Source organism: Rhizohabitans arisaemae, from assembly GCF_025996515.1.
In the GTDB taxonomy this organism is placed as follows: domain Bacteria; phylum Actinomycetota; class Actinomycetes; order Streptosporangiales; family Streptosporangiaceae; genus Rhizohabitans; species Rhizohabitans arisaemae.
Genome location: NZ_BLRH01000034.1, coordinates 1336940 through 1354782 on the forward strand (window position 1 = coordinate 1336940; position 17843 = coordinate 1354782).

Annotated in this window: 19 protein-coding genes; 11 read left to right on the plus strand and 8 right to left on the minus strand. The window is 70.3% G+C overall.

Going from position 1 to position 17843, the window contains the following annotated elements:
• Nucleotides 1-64: 64 nt before the first annotated feature.
• Together RUR_RS21590 and RUR_RS21595 are read right to left on the minus strand one after the other, a co-directional pair.
• On the minus strand, nt 65-1498 hold the full coding sequence (locus tag RUR_RS21590) for an APC family permease (RefSeq protein WP_283136919.1): 1434 nt from the start codon (nt 1496-1498) through the stop codon (nt 65-67).
• 42 nt (nt 1499-1540) lie between these two features.
• A complete protein-coding gene (locus RUR_RS21595; protein ID WP_283136920.1) occupies nt 1541-2641 on the minus strand; it encodes an alcohol dehydrogenase catalytic domain-containing protein in 1101 nt (366 codons plus the stop codon).
• A gap of 781 nt (nt 2642-3422) precedes the next feature.
• Here RUR_RS21595 and RUR_RS21600 point away from each other — a divergent pair.
• Complete coding sequence (locus RUR_RS21600) at nt 3423-4898, plus strand: PucR family transcriptional regulator (RefSeq protein ID WP_283136921.1); 1476 nt, start codon at nt 3423-3425, stop codon at nt 4896-4898.
• A gap of 307 nt (nt 4899-5205) precedes the next feature.
• Here the strand turns inward: RUR_RS21600 and RUR_RS21605 are convergent, their stop codons facing one another.
• Complete coding sequence (locus RUR_RS21605) at nt 5206-5472, minus strand: hypothetical protein (RefSeq protein WP_283136922.1); 267 nt, start codon at nt 5470-5472, stop codon at nt 5206-5208.
• 403 nt (nt 5473-5875) lie between these two features.
• On the opposite strand from RUR_RS21605, the gene RUR_RS21610 reads away from it, so the two are divergent.
• The gene (locus RUR_RS21610; RefSeq protein WP_283136923.1) at nt 5876-6106 is read left to right on the plus strand and encodes a hypothetical protein; all 231 of its coding nucleotides are present in this window, start codon (nt 5876-5878) and stop codon (nt 6104-6106) included.
• Between the two features lie 104 nt (nt 6107-6210).
• Here the strand turns inward: RUR_RS21610 and RUR_RS21615 are convergent, their stop codons facing one another.
• Nucleotides 6211-8766, minus strand: coding sequence for a DUF4132 domain-containing protein (locus tag RUR_RS21615; protein WP_283136924.1), 2556 nt, complete (start codon nt 8764-8766; stop codon nt 6211-6213).
• A complete protein-coding gene (locus RUR_RS21620; protein WP_283136925.1) occupies nt 8766-8954 on the minus strand; it encodes a hypothetical protein in 189 nt (62 codons plus the stop codon). The genes RUR_RS21615 and RUR_RS21620 overlap by 1 nt, the downstream gene beginning before the upstream one ends.
• 354 nt (nt 8955-9308) lie before the next feature.
• Between RUR_RS21620 and RUR_RS21625 the strand changes: the two genes are divergently transcribed.
• Together RUR_RS21625 and RUR_RS21630 are read left to right on the plus strand one after the other, a co-directional pair.
• A complete protein-coding gene (locus RUR_RS21625; protein ID WP_283136926.1) occupies nt 9309-9542 on the plus strand; it encodes a hypothetical protein in 234 nt (77 codons plus the stop codon).
• A 390-nt stretch (nt 9543-9932) separates the two neighbouring features.
• Nucleotides 9933-10160 (plus strand): hypothetical protein, encoded by a 228-nt coding sequence (locus tag RUR_RS21630; RefSeq protein ID WP_283136927.1) that lies wholly within the window; start codon nt 9933-9935, stop codon nt 10158-10160.
• Nucleotides 10161-10251: 91 nt separating this feature from the next.
• Here the strand turns inward: RUR_RS21630 and RUR_RS21635 are convergent, their stop codons facing one another.
• Nucleotides 10252-10872 (minus strand): hypothetical protein, encoded by a 621-nt coding sequence (locus RUR_RS21635; RefSeq protein WP_283136928.1) that lies wholly within the window; start codon nt 10870-10872, stop codon nt 10252-10254.
• Between the two features lie 307 nt (nt 10873-11179).
• On the opposite strand from RUR_RS21635, the gene RUR_RS21640 reads away from it, so the two are divergent.
• Both RUR_RS21640 and RUR_RS21645 read left to right on the plus strand, forming a co-directional pair.
• Complete coding sequence (locus RUR_RS21640; RefSeq protein ID WP_283136929.1) at nt 11180-11989, plus strand: alpha/beta fold hydrolase; 810 nt, start codon at nt 11180-11182, stop codon at nt 11987-11989.
• 206 nt (nt 11990-12195) lie between these two features.
• Nucleotides 12196-12630, plus strand: a complete 435-nt coding sequence (locus RUR_RS21645) for a cold-shock protein (RefSeq protein ID WP_283136930.1) — start codon at nt 12196-12198, stop codon at nt 12628-12630.
• Here RUR_RS21645 and RUR_RS21650 read toward each other — a convergent pair.
• Complete coding sequence (locus RUR_RS21650; RefSeq protein WP_283136931.1) at nt 12593-12925, minus strand: hypothetical protein; 333 nt, start codon at nt 12923-12925, stop codon at nt 12593-12595. The genes RUR_RS21645 and RUR_RS21650 overlap by 38 nt on opposite strands.
• Nucleotides 12926-13123: 198 nt before the next feature.
• On the opposite strand from RUR_RS21650, the gene RUR_RS36820 reads away from it, so the two are divergent.
• From RUR_RS36820 to RUR_RS21670, 5 genes are all read left to right on the plus strand, one after another.
• Nucleotides 13124-13192 carry a putative leader peptide gene (locus tag RUR_RS36820; RefSeq protein ID WP_428847014.1) on the plus strand — a complete coding sequence of 23 codons (69 nt, stop codon included), beginning with the start codon at nt 13124-13126 and terminating at the stop codon, nt 13190-13192.
• A gap of 78 nt (nt 13193-13270) precedes the next feature.
• Nucleotides 13271-14560: a dicarboxylate/amino acid:cation symporter gene (locus RUR_RS21655; protein WP_283136932.1), complete on the plus strand. Its 1290-nt coding sequence runs from the start codon at nt 13271-13273 to the stop codon at nt 14558-14560.
• Nucleotides 14561-14780: 220 nt separating this feature from the next.
• The gene (locus RUR_RS21660) at nt 14781-15668 is read left to right on the plus strand and encodes an MbnB/TglH/ChrH family RiPP precursor modification enzyme (protein WP_283136933.1); all 888 of its coding nucleotides are present in this window, start codon (nt 14781-14783) and stop codon (nt 15666-15668) included.
• Nucleotides 15668-16450 carry a hypothetical protein gene (locus RUR_RS21665; protein WP_283136934.1) on the plus strand — a complete coding sequence of 261 codons (783 nt, stop codon included), beginning with the start codon at nt 15668-15670 and terminating at the stop codon, nt 16448-16450. Before RUR_RS21660 ends, RUR_RS21665 begins: the two co-directional genes overlap by 1 nt.
• A 134-nt stretch (nt 16451-16584) precedes the next feature.
• Nucleotides 16585-16731, plus strand: a complete 147-nt coding sequence (locus RUR_RS21670) for a hypothetical protein (RefSeq protein WP_283136935.1) — start codon at nt 16585-16587, stop codon at nt 16729-16731.
• Between the two features lie 143 nt (nt 16732-16874).
• Here RUR_RS21670 and RUR_RS21675 read toward each other — a convergent pair whose 3' ends face one another.
• Nucleotides 16875-17819, minus strand: a complete 945-nt coding sequence (locus RUR_RS21675; RefSeq protein ID WP_283136936.1) for a glucosyl-3-phosphoglycerate synthase — start codon at nt 17817-17819, stop codon at nt 16875-16877.
• Between the last annotated feature and the right edge of the window lie 24 nt (nt 17820-17843).

A 17843-nucleotide genomic window follows, 5' to 3' on the forward strand; every position in this document is an offset into this window, starting at 1 on the left:
CGGGCCGGTCACCGGAGGGGGAGCTCTCGGGGACCGGCCCGCCGCAGGCCGTACGGGAAACCCGTCAGGCCATCTCGGGGAAGTCGGTCTCGGTGGTGCCGATCGCCCGGGTGACGGCCGGACGGGACACCCTGAGGTAGGCGTACCAGGCGATCGCCACCGCCATGCTGATGAAGAAGGCCGTCAGCACCAGGTTGATCGGCCACGCCGGCCACGGCACCACGTTGACGTAGAAGACGTAGATCATGCCGAGCACCGAGACGAGCGTCGCCGGCCAGATCAGCGCGAGGCGGACACCCTGGCGGCGCAGGTAGATCGGCGCCGCGGCGGCGACCACCGCGTAGGCGACCATGTAGCCGTAGACGCCGTAGGTGTCCACGTTGACCACGATGGACATGCCGTCCACACCGATGGCGAGCAGGAACGCGGTGAGCAGCACCGCCACCGGGGCGATCGTCAGGATGGCCCGGTGCGGGGTCTGCTGGGAGGGGTGGGTACGGCCGAGGCGACCGCTCACCACGCCCTCCTTGCCCATCACGTAGACGATCCGGCCGATCACGTTGATCGGCGCGACCACCACGGCGAAGAACGAGGCGGTGATGCCGAGGCTGAGCACCGGCCGGAACCAGGCCGGCATGCCGGTGGCCACGGCGAGCTCGTCCAGCGGGTTGCCGCTCGCGCCGAGGTCGCCCAGGATCCGGTAGCCGGCGACCTGGGTGTAGGTGGCGAAGATGTAGAGGAGGCCGACGCCGAGGGCGCTCCACATGATCGCCCGGGGGATGGCGCGGAACGGGTTGCGGGCCTCCCGGCCGAGCGCGTCGGCGCTGGAGAAGCCGACGAAGCCGAGGATGCCCAGCACCATGCCGACGGCGATCCCGTGCGTGGAGGCGCCCTCCAGGGAGAGCTGCGCGGAGTCGATCGTCGGGGTGTTCGCGTGGAACAGCACCACGACAAGCATCACCACGATGATCGCGATCGAGGCGATCTCCAGGATCAGCGAGACCCGTGCCGAGATCCGGATGCCCCAGACCGTGAACAGGATCGCCAGGGCGCCGATGACCAGCGCGAGGGCGACGTTCCACGCGGTGTTCTCAATGGTCAGCCCGAGGGAGGACAGGAACGCGTTGAAGTGGTAGACGGCGCCGCCCAGCGAGCCCGAGGCGATGCCGAAACACCCGATGAGCAGGGCGATTCCGGTGACGTACGCGCCGAACGGCCCGAGGCCCTGGGCCGCGTAGCTGTACAGCGACCCGGCCGAGGCCCGGCGCTTGGCGAACTGGGCGATGCAGTAGCCGACGGCGAGGATCACAACGGTCGCCAGGGCGAACGACAGCCAGGAGGCGTTCCCCGCGGTCGCGTAGATCGCGACCACCGAGAACGCGATGACCGCGCTCGGGGCGATGTTGGCGATGGCCTGGGCGACGACCTCGCCACCGGTCATCGCGCCCCGCTTCAGGCCGCGGTCGGCCTGCGGGGGGCGGTTGACAGTCTGGGTCATGGGGGTCCTTCGGGATCTGCCGGGAGGGTCCGGGGGGTCGGGTCAGTTGGGGATGAGGAGGGTACGGAGTGCCTCGCCGCTGGCCAGGTCCTCCAGGGCGTGCGGGGCGTCTTCGAGGGTGGCCCGGCGGCTCACCAGCTGGTCGAGCTTGAGGTGGCCGTCCATGTACCGGTCGACCAGCGCCGGGATGTCCACGGCCGGGCGGACGCTGCCGTAGTTGGAGCCGAGGATCCGCTGGTCGGCCTCGGCGAGGACCAGCGGGTCGAAGCGCGCGAGGGTGCCCTGCGGCGGCAGGCCGACGGCGACCGCGGCCCCGCCCAGACCGAGGATCTGAATGGCGGCCTCCAGCGTCGCCTGGTGACCCACCGCGTCGAAGGCGTAGTCGACGCCGTCGGGGAGGAGGTCCCGGACCGCCTCGGCTACGTTGAGGTCCCGGCCGGAGATCTGGTCGGTGGCGCCGAGGGTGACGGCGAGCGCGGTCTTCTCCGGGCGGGTGTCGAGGGCGATGATCCGCTCCGCGCCGGCCAGTTTGGCCCCCTGCACGACCGAGAGCCCGACCCCGCCGCAGCCGATGACGGCGACGGTGCTGCCGGGAACGACGGCCGCGGTGTTGGTGACGGCGCCCACGCCGGTGGCGACGGCGCAGCCGACCAGGGCGACGGTGTCCAGCGGCGCGTCCTCCCGGACCTTGATCGCCCCGGACGCGGGGACCACGGCCTCCTCGGCGAAGGAGGAGACCCCGAGGTAGTGGTGGATCCGCTCGCCGCCGAGGCTCAGCCTGCTGGTGCCGTCCTGCAGGACGCCTCCGGGGGCGACGACGTTCGCCGCCACCTGGCAGCGGGCCTCATGCCCGGCCCGGCAGTAGCGGCAGCGCCCGCATGGGGCGACCCAGGAGAGGACGACGTGGTCGCCTTCGGCGAGGCTGGTCACACCGGGGCCGAGCTCGACGACCACCCCGGAGCCCTCGTGTCCCATGACGAGCGGCGCCGGGACGCTCCACTCGCCGCGCCGTACGTGGAGGTCGGATCCGCAGACCCCGGCCGCGGCGATCTTGACCCGAACCTCGCCCGGCCCCGGCGGGGCGAGCTCGACATCGGCGATCCGGACCGGCTGATCGGCGGATTCGAATACGACGGCACGCATAAGTCCCCTTCCCCCATGGGATCGGTGTGGGTTCCTCGGGCCGGGGAACAGATCACTTGTCACCCGGTGTTGTCAAATACGAAGTTAATGCTAAGAAAAACCTTCTTGTGCCTTCACATGTCCATATGTCCACTCATTCCGGATCGGGGAGACAATCCGCTACATGACCATCCGGAAAGGCTTGTGGAACGGTCATCAGTCGGCGGACGCCCAGACGTGCCGCCACGCGGAGTACGGCCCGTGGCAGGTGACCTGAGGGAGAGAAACGACGCGGCCAGAGCCGGCCCGACCGGGACCGCAGGCCGGCCCCGGACTGAGACCTATCTCACGTTGCGCCGTGCGCACTCTCCGGGGTGCGGACAGCACAACGATCACCAGACCGGGGTACGGGCTCCGCCAGGCCGGTCCCGGCGGCGCCTCCCGGCCTGAGTGGTGAAGGTCGGCGCGCCACGGGGGTGATCGTTGCCTTGTCCGCGCCCTCCGGGGTGCGGACAGCACAACGATCACCAGACCGGGGTACGGGCTCCGCCAGGCCGGTCCCGGCGGCGCCTCCCGGCCTGAGTGGTGAAGGTCGGCGCGCCGCTGGGGTGATCGTTGTCTTGTCCGCGCCCTACGGGGTGCCAACAGCGCAACGATCACCTGGGTCTGGGGTCGCGGGCTGACGCCGTACGACTTCCGGAACGGACCGCGGACGCCGTACGGACGGCATCGGGCACAGGCGCCGAACACGGGGATCGGCGCACCATGACGAGACGGAACGGGGAGACACATGCTGGAAACGGTGCGCGACGTCGCACAGCGGTTCCGGCTGCGCGTGCCCACCGGGCCCGTCGGACTCGACCGGCCCATCCGGTGGACCCACCTCTCCGAGCTGCCCGACCCCACCCCTTGGCTGCGCGGCGGCGAACTCCTGATCACCCTCGGCCTCCAGCTGGACGAGGCCGACCTCGCCGCCTACGCCGGACGCCTCGCCGGGGCGGGCGTCGCCGCGCTCGGGTTCGGCATCGGCGAGCGGTACCCGGCCGTCCCCGCGCCGCTGACCGAGGCCGCCCGGCGGGAAGGCCTGGCCGTCCTGGAGATCCCCGTCGGGGTGGCCTTCCAGGACATCACCTACCAGCTCAACGCCGACCTGCTGCGGACGGACGCGGCCGAGTCCCGCCTGATCGCCGAAGGCGTCTCGGCGATGACGCAGGTCGCGCGGAGTGCCGGGCCGCAGGGGATCGTCACCACCCTCGCCCACCGCATCGACAGCTGGGCCGTGCTCATGGACCGCAACGGCAACGTGCACGCCGCCGTCGGCGCCGCCCGCGTCCACATCGACGACGCCCGCGCCGCCGCGCTCGGCCAGCGGTCCCGCATCCGCCACCCCGGACTCACCGTGTACGGGGTCGGCGACCCGGTACGGCCCCGGGCCCACCTGATCGTGGCCGCCCGCCCCGACCGGATCACCCTCACCCGGGAACTCGCCCGGCACGCCGCGCTCCTGCTCGACCTCGCCCTCAACCCGCTCAGCGGCGGCGACACCTGGAAACTGGCCCGTGCCGACGCCGTCGACGCCCTCCTGACCGGCGACCCCGCGCTCGTCGAACGGGTCGCAGCCCGCTGGAACCTGCTCACCGGCAACGCCGCCGTCGCCCTGCTGCGGTCCAGATCCCGCGCCGTACCGCTGGAGGAGAACGCGCTGGAGTGGTGCGCCGACCTCGACCTCCCCCAGCTCGTCAGCGAAGAATCGTCGCTGGTCACCGTGGTGATCCCCGAAGACGACATCGCCCGCTGGACCGAGCGGGTACGGCTCGCGGTCACCGAGGAGGGGGTGCCCGCGCGCTGCGGCCTCGGCACCGCCCAGCCGCTCGCCGGCTGCCTGCTCAGCCGCCGTCAGGCCGAGCAGGCCCTCGGCATCGCCGTCGCCGAGGCCCGGCCCGTCGTCGAGTTCGCCGGCATGCCCACCGGCCGCCTGATCCTGCGCCACCTGGACTCGGCGGCCCTCACCGCCCTGACCTCCCCGCTCCGCCCCCTCCTGGAGATCGACACCGGGCGGGTCCTGCTCCGCTCGCTACGGATCTTCCTGAGCGAGAACACCAACTGGGAGGCCGCCTCCTCCCAGCTCGGCATCCACCGGCACACCCTGCGCCAGCGGATGGCCCGCGTCGAGGAGATCACCGGCCTCTCCCTCACCACCACCGAAGACCGCGTGATCGCCTGGCTCGCCCTCCAAGCCCTCCAAACCGAGCCCGGCCTCGAACACCTGAGACTCTGATCCGGCGGCATGATCGTTGCGATGTGCGCACCCCGGCGGGTGCGGACAGCACAACAATCACGCCGGAACGGGCTGCGCCAGACCAATCCCAACGCCGCCGCGAACCCAGATGGCCACCCACACACAACCCGAATGATCATTGCGACCTGCGCACCCCACAAGGTGCGGACAGCACAACGATCACGTCTGCCACAGGTGGCGGGGCCGCCGGCTTCGGCGAAGCCGCGCCGCGAATGAGCCGGTTGCGTCAGACATTCCCCGGTATCTGTTCAGGAATTCTTGAGCCGGTCGGCAGCCGGGGTTACCGTCACGACAGCCCGGTGGGCGGCTCTGGGAGGCCACCCCACCGGGCGCGTTCGCCGGCCACCGGCGGCGGATCAGGCGCTACCGCGGGTACGGCGCAGGCGACCGCGAGCCGCTCGAACGGCTCCCGGACGCGTGCCCGCCCGCGCGCGAAACCGGGCACGCCGATCTCCTCCCCGGCAACGTCATCCCGGCCGGGGACGAGATCGCGCCGATCGACCGGGAGTTCGCCGGGCGGTTCCCGCCCGGGTTCGGCCTGGCGACGCCACATGCGTCGATCCCGTCCCTGCGCGACCGGATCGACGCGGTCGTGGCCGAGCGCGGCATCGAGATGGCGTTCGCGGTGGCCCTCGTCCTCGTCACCGCGCGAGATCCGGCTCCATCACCCGCTGGGCGAGGTGGTCCACGCGGAGGAGTCCAGGTGTGTACCCGACTACGGGTTCTGGGCCGGCGACCAACCTTCCCGGCAATCCCGTGATTCCGTGATTCCGGCCCGGCGTAGCCTGTCTCTCCGACGGCAGAAGAACGTTCTCGAAATTGAATTGTTGAGTTTGCTTACAATTCGGGTTACCGTCGCGCCAGCCCGTGGAAATCTTGGGAGTCCGCCCCGACGGGCCTGCTTCACCCACGACCGGAACCGCCGATCGTGGGCGAAACCAGATGGTAAGAGCGACATGAAGCGACGTCTCGCCCTCGCCATGGCAGGAATCCTGGCAAGTACCGGCATCCTCCTCGGCACCGCCACCCCCGCCCACGCCGACTCCGTCATCATCGGCTGGTCCGCCACCCTGGCGGGTTGCAAGCAGTTGGGGCGGGAGACCGCCCCGGGCTCAGGCCGCGACTGGTGGTGCTCACCCGGCTCACCGCCGATGAACGGCTGGCACCTCTGGGTCTACGAACCGTAGAAACACCCCGGCTTGTGGTCAGCCGAAGAGGCCGGCCACAAGCCGTCTGCCATCCACGGAATCGGGCCGGTTCCCGGACGGAGTGCCGGTACTCGACCAAGCGCTCAGTACCGGATCTGGCGGACGATGGTGGGGTCGGTGATCTCGGTGTCCTTGGCGAGCAGCATCGTCTTGCTGAGGATGACGGCGAGCATCCGGTCTCCTTCGAAGGGCAGGAACACCCCGCCGACGGGCGCAGCGGTCTGCTCGGGGACGATGCACAGGTACCGGTCGTCCGGTTCCATCAGGATGTTGCCCGAGCCCAGATGGATCTTGTAGGTGCGCAGCTCGCCCTTGACGTGCAGGAACCGGCCCTCCAGGGTGCACCGATCCCCGATCGCGAGGCGGGGCAGCAACCGGGAGAGCAGATCCTGGCGGGTCTGCGCCGAACCGGACAGCTCACCGAAGCCGTAGGACGCCCAGTACTCGCGGAACCGCCCGCCGGGCCCGCCGTCCTGCCAGGTCGGGTCGTTGCCGACGCTGGCGACCCCGACGAACAGGTCGACGTCCCGCATCACCTCGCTGAACACCAGTGGCGGGATCCGCTCCAAGGGCAGCGGCCCCTCCGGATCGGCCCCGACCGGAACCCACTGCTCGTACGACCCCCCGTAGGCGTGGGCCGCGTTTCCCGGCGCGTCCAGAGGATAGAACCGCACCTGGTCGGTGACGATCCGGTGGTATGCACCGGACGGCGTGGTGTCGTTCCCGTAGTCGTCGCCGATCCCCTCCACCCAGAACTCGGCCCGCAGCCCCCACCGCGGGAGCTCGCGGAGAGCGGGCGGGCAGAAGTCGTCGACCATGAGCCGGAGCCGGTTCCGCCAGCCCCGTACGGCGGCCAGCGCGTGGAACTGATGCTGCCGGAGCACGTGGGCGGCGTACCGGTTGGAGTAGACGCCGGTGTTCTCCTCGGCCGCGGTGAGCAGGTAGACCTCCCGGTGGGCCTGCTTGAACGGCTGGACGATCTCCAGCGACTCCAGCCGGTCCCGCCAGGCCAGGACCTCGGCGACGTCCCGCCCGATGGGATGCCACAGCCGTACCGTCTCCCCGCCGGCCGGAGTGAGCACACCGCCGTGGACGTCTCGCAGCTCCCCGTCCGCGTAGCAGACCGGCACCTCGCCGACCAGCCAGATCAGGCGACGGGCGAAGGTTCCGACGAGCGGATGGTCGAGGTACCGTTCCCGCCAGGCGGCATGCGACCAGGACCGCTGGGCGAGGAAGAGCCGGTCGAGCCGCTCGGACTGGGCCGAGAGCATCTTGTCCAGTTCCTTCACCGACCCCTTGAGTTCGGCGAGCTTCTCGGCGTGATCGCGCCGTACGGCCGCGGGCGGCGACTTCACCGTCTTCCCGGCGGCGTTGCACCAGGTGAGGACCGCCCGGGTCCCGGTCACCGCCAGCTCCGCGGTCGCCTCACCGAACTCTTCCGTACGCCCGCCGACCCGGGTGAGCCCGTAGGCGGGAACGGCCAGCTCCTCCACCTCGTCACGGGAGAGGCCGAGGGCCGTCGCCCGCGCGTCCAGAGCCCTGTCGATCTCCTTCAACGTGCCTTTGAAGGTCACCCGGCTCGCCAGCCGGGCCAGCTGGGCCAGGGCCTCCTCTCCCTCCGTCCGCGACAGCGCGTACACCGCGGTGTTGGCGATCTTCGGACTGCGGGGGCCCGTCCCGGGGACCTTGCGCAGCGCGGTCTCGGTCACGGCGCCGAGCGCCCGTACCGTGTCCGCGTGTTCCGGCAGGAAGGAGACAAGCCAGATGAGCCCCCGAAGCACGACGGTGTTGTAGGCGTCGAACATCTGATTGGGGTCCGGGCCGTGGCGGCCCACGTCCAGCGGTTGGGTACGGGGTCGGCCCACCAGACCGAGCCAGTCCGTGATCGCGCGCCGGACGGGCTCCCCGCCGAGCCTGGCCGTCAGGTCCCGGCCCTGCTTCTCCCATTTCGCCGACGGTTTGGCCGATGAAGCGGAGGACGCGAACCACACCAGCTCCCGCCAGTCGTCCCCGAGTCCCTGTAAGTCGGCGTTGGCCCGATCCGCCCACGCCTCCCCCGGGTTGAGCGGCGAATACCCGGGCAGCGTGATCAGCTCGGCCAGCCGCCCGCGCCCGTAGCCGCGTCCCACGGCATGCCGCATCACCGTCAGCACCTCATCGGGGAGGACTTCACCGGTCTCCAGCCAGCCCTCGGCGAACAGTGTCAGCCGTTCGGCGGGCCAGTACGCCCCATCCTGGACGATATGCCTGACCAGGAGTTCCAGCACCTCCCGCGGAGCCGGGAGGGACACCTGCCGCGCGACGGTCCCCACGATCGGGCAGCGCGTCGAGACCGGTTGGCCGGCGTCCCGCCGGAGGATCTCCACCGCCTGCCCCGTCAGCGGGATCGGGACCCGGGCGAGAACCTGCTGGAGGATCCGGACCATGGTGTTGTTGAGGCTTCCCCGACGCAGCAGGGCGAACGCCAGCTCCCGCCGGAACTCCTCCTTCCGCTCGTTGAGGAGCGCAGCGGCCGACCACTCGCTCACCTCCGCCCAGTGAATCCCGAAGATCCGCAACAACTCGTCGGCGACCGCCTCCACGTCGCCGACGTCGAGGAGGTCCCGTAACCCGGCCAGCTCGTCCTGGGTCAGCGACATCAGTCACCCACCGGCTGGACGAACCTGGGGAAAAGCTCCCCGTCGACGGCGTTGTGCTCGGCGACCTCCTGGAACACCCGCCGCCGGACCACCTCGCGCAGGGTCATCCGCTCTTCGAAGATCTCCGGATGCCACGCCTCGCGTCGCTCACCCGCGGTCGTCTCGTCGACGAAACCCATTGTCACCATGGCAGCGGAGCGTAGGAGCGGGGTCCGACAATCCGCGGCCACGTGGCGGAGACGCCGGGGCCTCCCGCCAACCTTTGGCATCGGCCCGCAACAGCGGATGAGGCGACGGTCAATTACCGACGCTCACGGTCGATAGCTGATACCTCTACATCCTGTAGTACATTTAAACTCTCATGGAAAATCGAACACCAAATCGATTTCAAATTAGAATTGGCTCAATATGCGAACACATACTTGCTTTACTAATCAATTCGACTTACTGTCAATATAACCCTAGGGAGGTCGCCCCGCCGGGCCTGCTTCACCCACGGCCGGACCGGCCGGTTGTGGTGGATACCGGAAGGTAGGAGCAATATGAAACGACGTCTCACCATGACCTTCGCCGGGATCCTGATCAGTGCGGGTGTCCTCTTCGGCACCGCCATACCCGCCGAAGCGAGCAGGGTCATCCAGACCTATTCCACCGAAGCGGAATGCTCCTACGCGCTGTGGCAGTGGAGGAGCATGTTCGGACTGATGGCCTATTGCACCTACGTACCGAACTCGCCATCCGGGTCCCCCTACTGGGTCCTCTGGACCTCGAACTGACCATCCCCGGCCCGGGCCGATCCCGATCATCTGGCCGACAGCGCATTTGGGCACTCATCTGACCTGCCCGCGATTCCCCGGATCACGCCGCAACGCAGCTTCATGAGAATCGTCCGCCTGCGAACGTCACCGGTTTGAGCCGATCTCTCCCTCGATCAGGAGAGACCCCTTCCCCCTAGGGTCGGATCTGACGAACGATGGTGAAGTCGGTGATCTCGGTGTCCTTGGCCAAGCTACGCCCGGCTTTCCCCTCGGCAGGCGCGGCCGGTGCACCCCGCTGTGGTCACGGTTCCACCGACGTCGGGGCCCTTCAAAAGTCCGATGGGGTTCACGACACCGCTCGCTCCCCCATCCCCCCATGGGCGTTCACGAACCAAGAATGGAGAACGCATGAAGAGACGCCTTGCCATGGCCGCCGCAGGATTCCTGGTCGGCACCGGCATCCTCCTTGGCACCGCCGTGCCCGCCGAGGCGGTCACGGGCCGAGTGATCGGCGCCTACGCCACCGAGGCAGAATGCAATGCCGCGATTCCGGCGGCACGCGCGATCTGGGGTGTGGTCTACTGCCGACTGTCGCCGACCGGCACCGGCTGGTGGCTGGTGGCCCACTACGGATAACCACACCAAACCCGATCGCACAGGTTGAACCGGTCTCTCCCGTGCCCCGGGAGAGACCGGTCCCAGAACGCGACGATTCCACGCCCAGCGGCTACCGGACGGTGGCGGAGATGCTGGGGCCGACGGCGCGGAAGACGATCGTGAAGGTCTCCGTGGCGGTATCCACCTGGTAGGCGTAGCAGCCGGGGCCCCGGAGCCGGGTGAACCCCGGATAGTCACGCCAGCCCTCCGCGTTCGACGAGGTGTCCTTCCCGGGAAGCAGCAGCAGTTCGGGCACCGCGGGGTCGTTGAAGGCAAGCTCCCCGGGCCCGTTGAGCTGCCTGCCGCGGACGAGCACCGGAGCGGTCACCGCCGGGTCGACGGCCCACAGCACCTTCTGACCACCCCAGCTCTGATCCGTCCAGGAGCCGGCCACCGGGTCGACGAACTCCAGGACCCCGCCGGCCTGCAGGCCCACCGGACCGGCGACTCCGTCGCCCAGGAGCGGACCAAGGCCGGGGTCGGGCCGGACGGTCTTGACGGTGACGGGGCACCGCGCCCTCGGCTCGATCCGATCGACCGCCCAGGGACGGCGCAACCCCGCCGCCGGATCACCGGACGGGCTCGGCGTCCGGTCCCGCCGCACCGTGTCGGCGGCCGGGTCCGGGTCGGCGCCGCACCCCGCGACCGTGAGCGTCAGCACCGCCGCCATGACGAGAGACCGTTTCTTCATGGAACCCCCTGCGCGATGAACGATGGAGACACGGCCTCCGAGGCGGATCGGGCCGCTGCGCCGTACGACGCTCATTCGGGCCCTCGGGTTCATGGGCGACTTTCGGGCTCCGCCGTCCGGACCCGGGAAGGGAACGCCGAAGGCGTCGTACCGCATCGGCCGCGACCCCTTGATTTGAAGGGGTCCGCTGCGGTTAGGCTGCGCTGGGCGGCCCGGCGGTACGGCTCGGCGATCGCGAGAGGAGTCGCCGCCGTCGCCCTCGCCAGGTTTGGCATCGGCCCGCAACAACGGATGAGGAGACGGTCAATTGCCGACGCTCTCGGTCAACGGGACGACCATCACCTACCAGGTCCGGGGGGAGGGCAGGCCGCTCCTGCTCGTCTGCCCCGCGGCGACCCGGTCGAGCGTCTGGGACCTGCGGCAGGTGCGCCCCTTCACGGCCGCCGGCTACCAGGTCATCACGTTCGACAACCGGGGTATGACCAACCTCGTCGAACCCGGCAAACCCGATGCGTACCGGATCGAGGAGTTCGTCACGGACACGGCCGAGCTCATCCGGCATCTGGACGTCGGCCCGGTCCACGTCGCGGGGGCCTCCCTCGGCGCGGTCATCGCCCAGGAACTGACCCTCGCCCATCCCGGCCTGGTCCGCTCGGCCGTCCTCGCCTGCACCCGGGCCCGGGTCGACTTCTTCCGCGAGCAGATCGTCCGGGCGAGCTCCGAGCGGGTACGGCGCAGCGGACTGCTCTCCCCGGAGGAGTCGGCGACGACGCTCATGTTCCAGCTCTTCTCCCCGGACACCCTGGCGGACGAGCACACGGCCGCCGACTGGTTCGACGTGTTCTGCGCCTTCCCGGTCAGTGGGGAGGGGGCGGCCCTGGAGTACGAGGCGACGCTCACCGGGGACCGCCGCGGGGCGCTGCGCGGCGTCACCCGACCGGTCCTGGTGATCGGCTTCTCCGACGACCTCCTCATGCCCCCGTCCCTGTGCCGCGAGGTCGCCGACGCGATCCCCGACGCGAAATACGTTGAGATCTCCGGCTGCGGGCACTTCGGCTTCCTGGAGCACCCGGACCTCTTCAACCGTCACATCCTGGACTTCCTCGCCACCACGTGACCCTTCCTCGGGACTGACGAAACGTAGCCGTCACCCCCGGTTTCGGCGTGAACGTGAACGGCCGGGCAGGTCAGCCGGGCCGGGCGTCGGTCACGTTGGGTGATCACGTCTCACGACCTGCGGTCAAGAACGGAACTGAGTACCCTGGTAAACGGAGTGGGATCGACGACACTCCGGCGGTCTGGTTGAGGCGGAAGGGTTCGATGGTGGCTGCGGGCACGGTTGTGCGCTACGACAGAGCGCAGGGATACGGATTCATCACCCCCGACGGCGGCGGCGAGGACGTCTTCCTGCACGCGTCCGTTCTCGACGACGACCTCAAGGCGGTCCTGCGCGGGGGGATGCGCGTCGAATACCAGACGATGCAGGGCGAGCGCGGTCTCAAGGCGTTCCAGGTGCACATCCTGGACTCCCCCGGAGTGCCGTCGTTCTCGGCGGGCTACCTGCAGGCCAAAGCGGCGGCGCCCAGAAGCGCCGACGGCGGCGACGAGGAGCTCTGCGACGTCATCGCCGCCTCGGAGCTCGCACAGGTGATCACCGACGTGCTCATCACGGTGGCGCCCAACGTCACGGGCTCCCAGATCATCCAGGTGCGCGAGCGGCTCATCGCCTTCGCCCACCAGCACGGATGGGTGGAGTAGCCCGGGGGAAGCCGCCGGGAATCCCCTCGGGTGAGGGTGAGGGGAGCTCCGGCCGATCGCGCCGGTGGGAACGTGCCATAGCCCACTCCCTTCCGGCCGTTACGGGCCCGCGGGCCGCCACGATCGTCACGTTGACCAGGACACCGAGCACGTTGATGAGCAGGACCCCGTCGTACGGCCCTGCGGCGAGGACGAGCCCCGGCGCGGCGACCAGCCCGAACCCCATCCCGGTCACCCGCTGGATCAGCGCACCCCCGAAGACCGCGGCGATCATCGCGATGTCGGCGAAGTCCATGTCCCTCGGGGTTCTCCTGCGGTTGTGACAGGCCGCAATCTATCCGTCTCCGCAGGATGGATCTCCTGGTTTTCCGTCGGGTGATCGACTCCGAATCCAAGATCCCGATATTTCCTACCAATGTGGTTTAGATCACAGATCCGGGAGGAATATGGGTGGTGCGGAGAAAGTTGGTAACTCGCTGTGAGGTTCTTTCCGGTGTTCGTCCTGCTCTTCGAGCGGCTGCACGTCGACCTGTGCCGCTTGAGCAGCCAGCTCTGTCGCTGATCACCCGCTTTTCGTCTTCTCCTTCCTCACCCGCATGCCTTCTCCCTCCTTCGGCATGCCCTCCCCGGAGTTCCCTTCATGAAGAGGTTTTCGTTCTCCCTGCAATTGCTGCTGGGCCTGGTGGCCGGCCTGGCCCTGGGCTTCATCGCGCGGGCCGGTGACGTCGCCTGGCTCACCGCCGTCCTCACCGAGATCGGCAAGATCTTCGTCCAGCTGCTCAAGCTGGCCGTCCCACCCCTGGTCTTCGCCGCCGTCGTCGTCAGCATCGCCGGCCTGCGCAACGTGGTCGGCGCCGCCCGGCTCGCCGGCAAGACCCTGCTGTGGTTCCTGATCACCTCGCTCGTCGCCGTCGCCTTCGGCCTCGGACTCGGCCTGCTCATCAACCCCGGCTTGGGCGTCGGCGTCTCCACCGACGGCGCCAAGGCGCCGGAGAACGCCGGTACCTGGGTGGACTTCCTGACCGGCGTCATCCCGACGAACATCGTCACCGCCTTCACCGAACTCAACGTCCTGCAGATCGTCTTCATCGCCGTGGTGCTCGGCGCGGCGGCCATCGCGATCGGCGAGAAGGCCGAGCCGTTCCTCACCTTCAACCGCTCGCTCCTGGACCTGGTGCAGAAAGCCCTGTGGTGGGTGATCAGGCTCGCCCCGATCGGCACCGCGGGCCTCATCGGCAAGTCGGTCGCCGCGTACGGATGGGATCTGCTCGCCCCCCTCGGCAAACTCACCGCGGGCGTGTACGTCGGCTGCCTCCTGGTCCTGCTGGTCAGCTACCCGCTGCTGCTCAAGTTCGTCGGCAAGGTCAACCCGATCACCTTCTACCGCAACACCTGGCCCGCCCTGGAGCTGGCCTTCGTCTCCCGCTCCTCGGTCGGCACCATGCCGCTGACCCAGCGGGTCACCGTCGACCGGCTGGGGGTGGACCGCGACTACGCCGCCTTCGCCGTCCCGTTCGGCGCCACCACGAAGATGGACGGCTGCGCGGCCGTCTACCCGGCACTCGCCGCGATCTTCGTGGCGCAGGTGTTCAACGTGCCGCTCGGCGTCGGCGAGTACCTGCTGATCGCGTTCGTCTCCGTGATCGGCTCGGCGGCCACCGCCGGACTGACCGGCGCGACCGTGATGCTCACCCTCACCCTGAGCACGGTCGGCCTGCCCCTGGAGGGAGTCGGCCTGCTCCTGGCCATCGACCCGATCCTCGACATGATCCGCACCGCGACCAACGTCGCCGGCCAGATGGTGGTACCCGTGCTGGTCGGCAGGACCGAGGGCCGGCTGGACGACACGGTCTTCAACGCCCCGCCGCAGCCGCTCGACGACGCCCCCGCCACCGCCCCGGGACCGGCCCCGGTCCCCGTCCCCGCCTGATCGCACGGTGGGCGGCGGCCGTACAGGGCCGCCGCCCACCTCGGCGTTTCACGGGCGCGAGGTCGCCCGACCCGGCGCAGCCCGTACCGGACCGCAGGAAAGGAGCAGACTCCCGCCTGACCTGCGCCTTCACACCGAGCCCGATGCCGGTCGGCGGCGAAGTCGATCGAGGTGTGGGGCAGCCGGTTGGGGGTATGCTCGCCGCGATCAACATCGGAGAGTGATCGATCGATCACCTGTTGTCGCGCTAGGGGGCGTGGTGCGGAGCGATCTGCCCTATCTGGGATCCGGCCTCGGGTACCGGCCCGAGCTCAGCGAGACGATCACCCGTGCGGGGGACCGGATCGACTGGCTGGAGGTCATCACCGAGAACCACCTGTTCGCCCCGGCCGAGCAGCGGGAACACCTCCGTGAGCTGGCCCGGCGCTTCCCGATCGTGCCGCACGGCGTGGAGCTGTCGCTCGGCTCGCCGCGGGAACCCGACGGGGAGTACCTGCGGGCGCTGGCGGAGCTGGTGGACGAGGTGGACGCGCCGTGGTTCAGCGACCACCTCTGCTTCACCCGGACCGACCAGGTCGCCCTCGGACTGCTCGCCCCCCTCCCCCGCACCCGCGAACTCGCCCGCGACCTCGCCCGCAAGGCGCAACGAATCCAAGACTCCGTCGGCGTCCCGTTCCTGGTGGAGAACATCACCTACTACGTCGACCTGGCCACCCCGATCGGCGAGGCGCAGTTCATCACCGAGTTCCTGGAGCACTGCGACTGCGGGCTCCTGCTCGACCTGGCCAACCTCGACATCAACGCCCGCAACCACGGCTTCGACCCGATCGGGTTCCTCGACTCCATCCCCGTGGAACGGGTGGTGCAGGTGCACCTCGCCGGAGGGATCGACGGGCGGGGCGGGGAGCTGTCCATCGACAGCCACGGGGAGAGCGTGCCGGAACGGGTCTGGGCGCTGCTCACCGAGCTGCTGGCCCGTACCCGGATCCGGGCCACCCTGGTGGAGCGGGACCAGAACTTCCCCGACGACCCGGCGGAACTGCTCGCCGAAGTCGACCGGGCCCGTACGGCACTCCTCGGCGCGCACCCGGCCGCGGCGATCCGCTGATGGGGGTGCACGAGGCCCTCGCCGCCGTCCTGACCTGCCCTGCGTCGCTCACCGCCCTCCGGGAGGACCCCGAGCGGCTCCGGCGGGAGCACGACCTCACCGAGGCCGAGCTCGCGATGCTCGTCGGCGCCCCGCACGTGGGCTACACGACGACCGCCGCACGGGTACGGAGCAAGCTCGGCCGCCTCGTCGGCGGGCTGCTCCCGGCGACCACGGCCGCGCTGCGCGAGTCCGACCCGGCGCTGTGGGAGACGTTCCTGACCGGCACGGTCCGGCAGGCCCGCGAAGGCGAGCGGATCATCGGGCTGGAGGACGCCGAACTGCTGGTGAACCTGCTCGCGGAGCGGGCCGCCCCGCCGCTGGCGTCGTACGCCCGATTCGAGCTGGCCCGGCGGCGTCTCCTGCACGACGGCGCGGCGGCCGGCGCGGCGCGGGCGTGGGCCGCCTCCCCCGAACCGGCCGACGCCGCCGCGCTCCGCGACGTCCCGGTCGCGGTCTCGGCGGCGGCCCGGGTCGCCGTCCTCGACCACGACGTCACCTCGGGCGAGCCGCCCCATCGCATCCCGGCCGCGCGGACGCCGATGCTGCTGCACCGGCGGTGGGGCGAACCGCCGCTGGCCGCCTACCGCGTCGGCGACGGCACCCTGGCCCTGCTCGCCCGCTGCAACGGACGGCACAGCGGCCGGCAGGTCGCCGAGTCGATGGGCGGCGACCGGCGGGCGGCCGAGGACGCGCTGTCCCGCCTGGCCGCCCGGGGGATCCTCCACGCCGTACGACGTTGACCCGTCCGTCGACGGCCGTGGGCGACCAGACTCCGCGCCGCCCCGGCCACGGCCGACGCGCCGCGGGCCTGCCCGGGAGCCGGGCAGCCATCAGCGTGCCCCCGCCGTAGGGGCACCGATCTAAGGAGCACACCGTGAACGCAACCGTCGACACCGCCGAGACCCACACCGCGGCGGCCGACTTCACCCTCGAGGCCGTCTCCGACCTCGACCTCGCCACGTCCGAGCACGCCCAGGCGCTGAACTGCAGCGCCCACGGCGGCTGCTTCGGCTGCCTGTAATCGCGGGCGCGCGTGGGGCGGGGCCGGATCCGTCCCCGTCCCACGCGCGGTCGGCCGGCGGCGGCATCGGTGCCTCTCGGCGAGGCCGAAGCCGAGGAGTACACCCCGTCTTGGCGGGCCGGGAAGACGGTGCACGGCCGGGGTCAGCCGCCGATGACGTCCCGCATGGGGGGACGCTCGTCCACCCCCACGTGCCGGATGACCACGTCGTGGCCGGCCGTGGTCCGCTGGAACTGGGCGAGGGTCGGGGCGGGGGCGTGCCGCGGGGTGAACTTGCCGTACCGCTCCAGCCGGGACCACGCGGTGTGCAGGATCTGCCCGGCCATCCCGCCGAGCGCGTCGGTGGACTGGTGCGAGTGGATCCGCTCGCCCAGGTCGACCTGGGCGAGGGAGTTGAGGCCGGTGAGCTCCAGCAGGTCGATCAGGAGGGCGAGCTCCACGCCGTAGCCGGTGACGAACGGCACGCGTTCCAGGACGTCCCGCCGGCCGGCGTACTCCCCCGACAGCGGCTGCACGAACCCGGCCAGGCTCGGCCAGTGCAGGTTGAGCAGCGGACGGGCGACGAGTTCGGTGACGCGCCCGCCCTGCGCCGCGTACGCCGTACCGGAATCGGCGATGTAGGGCCGGTCGTAGGAGCCCTTGACGTAGACCACGGAAGGGTCGGTGAGCAGCGGGCCGAGGAGCCCGGTGACGAAGGTGGGGGTGAAGTTGCGCAGGTCGGAGTCGATGAAGACGATCAGGTCGCCCGCCGTGACGGCGAGCGACTTCCACAGCGCCTCGCCTTTGCCGTGCAACGGCGCCAGCCCGGGCAGGACGTCGTCCTGGGCGACGACCCGGGCACCGGCCCGGGCCGCGACCTCGGCGGTGTCGTCGACCGAGCGGGAGTCGACCACGACCAGCTCGTCGACGAGCCCGTCCAGGTGCCGCCGGATGAGTGAGACGATCTCACCGACGGTCTCCCGCTCGTCCTTGGCCGGCAGAACCACGCTGATCGTCGTCTCGGACTTGGCGGCCAGGAGCTTCTCCAGCGGCCAGTCTGCCGCCGCGGAGGTCCTGAACCGCAGCCACTCCCTTACCTCAGGCAGCACGCGCCCTACCTCTCGCCGTCACGC